Raw genomic sequence first — 2719 nt, forward strand, 5'->3', positions numbered from 1 at the left:
TCCGCCCGGCGCAGCTTGGCAGCGGCGACCATTTTCATTGCGCTGGTGATCTTACGCGTCGATTTGACGCTGCCGATCCGTGCGCGTAGTTCTTTCAGGGAAGCCATGGTTGCCCGATCTTCCTCAGTTGACGAACTGACGGCCGAAAGTCGTCAGGAAATCGTTCAGACGGCTTTCGATATCCTTCGTCAGCTGGCGCTGTGTCCGGATCGATTCAAGAATGTCCTTACCCGATGTGCGGACATCGTCCAGCAGGCGCTTCTCATATTCCGTCACCTGATCGACCGGCACGGCGTCGATATAGCCACGCGTGCCCGCGAACAGGACCACCACCTGCTCCTCGACGGAGAGGGGGGAGGTTTCGGGCTGCTTGAGCAGCTCGACCAGACGCGCGCCACGGGCAAGCTGCTTCTGCGTGGCCGGGTCCAGATCGGACGCGAACTGCGAGAACGCCGCCATTTCACGATACTGCGCCAGTTCCAGCTTGATCTTGCCGGCAACCTGCTTCATCGCCTTGATCTGTGCGGCCGAACCCACGCGGGACACGGAACCGCCCACGTTCACCGCCGGGCGGATGCCACGGTAGAACAGGTCGGTTTCAAGGAAGACCTGACCATCGGTGATGGAGATCACGTTGGTCGGGATGTAGGCCGACACGTCACCGGCCTGCGTCTCGATCACCGGCAGGGCGGTCAGCGAACCCGCGCCGAACTTGTCGGACATCTTGGCCGCGCGTTCCAGCAGGCGGGAATGCAGGTAGAACACGTCACCCGGATAGGCTTCACGTCCCGGCGGGCGGCGCAGCAGCAGCGACATCTGGCGGTAGGCGACAGCCTGCTTGGACAGGTCATCATACACGATCAGGGCATGCATGCCGTTATCGCGGAAATACTCGCCCATGGAGCAGGCGGCGTAGGGTGCGAGATACTGCATGGGCGCCGGGTCGGACGCGGTGGCGGCCACGACGATGGAATACGCCATCGCCCCGGTTTCCTCCAGCGTGCGCACGAGCTGCGCCACGGTCGAGCGCTTCTGCCCGATCGCGACATAAATGCAGTACAACGACTTGCTTTCATCACCCAGCGCGTTGACGCTCTTCTGGTTGACGATGGTGTCGATCAGGATCGCGGTCTTGCCGGTCTGGCGGTCACCGATGATCAGCTCACGCTGGCCACGCCCGATGGGCACCAGCGCGTCGATCGCCTTGATACCGGTCTGCATCGGCTCGCTGACGGACTGGCGCGGCATGATGCCGGGGGCCTTGATTTCCGCGCGCTTGGGAATGACTTCACCAACCAGCGGGCCCTTGCCGTCGATCGGGTTGCCCAGACCATCGACCACGCGGCCCAGCAGGGCCTTGCCGGTCGGCACTTCCACCACCTTGCCGGTGCGGGCGACGGTGTCGCCTTCGCGCATCGCCGTGTCGTCACCGAAGATGACAACGCCGACATTGTCATTTTCAAGGTTCAGCGCCATGCCTTTCTGGCCACTGGCGGGGAAGTCCAGCATTTCGCCGGCTTCAACGTTCTGCAGGCCGTACACACGGGCAATGCCGTCACCCACGGACAGGATTGTTCCCGTCTCGGCAACGTCAATGGCCTTGTCGAACGTAGCGATCTGCTGCTTGAGGATATCCGAAATCTCGGAGGGGCGGATTTCCATCACGCGGCTCCCTTCATGGCATGGTGCAGGCGGGTCAGGCGGGATCTGAGGCTGGTGTCATACAGGCGGGCGCCAACGCGCACGACCAGACCGCCCAGCAGGTCCGCGTCAACACGCTCCTGGATATTGACTTTGGAATAGCCGGCCTCGGCAAGGCGGCTGCGAAGCTGGACACGCTGCAGGTCGGTCAGGGGATGGGCGGACACGACATCGGCCACCACTTCCCCGCGCCTTCCGGCCGCGATAGCCGCCAGCGCGGCAAGAATGTCACGCAGGCGCGGGAGGCGGCGGTTATTCGCCACCACGCCAACAAAATCACGCATAAGGGGATTGAAACCTTCGGCGGCAAGCACCGCGTCCATCGCGCGGGCGCTGTCGCGGATGTCCAGCGTCCGGTCCGTCAGCACGGTACGCAGGTCAGCATTGCCGTCGATCAGTTCGACAAGGCGGGAAGCCTGCTCCAGAACGGGGTCAAGCTCCTGGCGTTCAGCCGCAAGCTCATAAAGCGCCGTCGCATAACGACCGGGAAGGCCATTGGCAATGGAGGCGATCGGTATTGAGGTCGTTCCACCCGAATCCACTGTCCGCTTTTCCAATCCAGAATCTTGATTCAAAACAACAAGCCGCCTGCCCGGAAATCCTTGGTTCCGTGCGCTGCTGGCGCGGCTCTAGCACGCGGCGTGGACGCACGCAACAGATCACACGGGCCACGGCCCCACCCGGGGCGGCCGGAGCGCCCGTTTTCAGGCACGCGCCACCCGCCACCGTACGGGCAGGCGGGAGCATACAGGCCCCACGGCATTTCGAAAACAGGTTAAAGCCCGGTTTTTGTTGCGTGTCGGCATTGTAGCCGCACCGGAACGATACGGATTATTGATATGCATTATTCACATATCATTGATGCGTCAGCCTGGATCCAGCAGGGCCGCGACCGCCCGCGCGCTGCGCCGGGCATGGACTCCGGTCGAGACGAAGCCGAGCACCGCGATCGCCATCGCCGCCACGATCATGCTCCACCACACCGCGTGGGTCGCCTGCGGAAAACCGGCCCACTGCA

At 63.1% G+C, this 2719-nt stretch carries 3 protein-coding genes; all 3 read right to left on the reverse strand.

Translation table 11 applies throughout. From position 1 onward, the window contains the following. On the reverse strand, nucleotides 1–107 hold a 107-nt coding region (locus JCM25156_RS28035), incomplete at its 3' end, for a F0F1 ATP synthase subunit gamma (RefSeq protein ID WP_199898866.1). 16 nt (nucleotides 108–123) lie between these two features. Continuing rightward, nucleotides 124–1662, reverse strand: a complete 1539-nt coding sequence (gene atpA / locus JCM25156_RS13075; RefSeq protein ID WP_025813427.1) for a F0F1 ATP synthase subunit alpha — start codon at nucleotides 1660–1662, stop codon at nucleotides 124–126. Then, nucleotides 1662–2258, reverse strand: a complete 597-nt coding sequence (locus JCM25156_RS13080; protein ID WP_025813429.1) for a F0F1 ATP synthase subunit delta — start codon at nucleotides 2256–2258, stop codon at nucleotides 1662–1664. Before JCM25156_RS13080 ends, atpA begins: the two co-directional genes overlap by 1 nt. Nucleotides 2259–2719 lie beyond the last annotated feature (461 nt).

The sequence above is a fragment of the Komagataeibacter kakiaceti JCM 25156 genome (assembly GCF_000613305.1).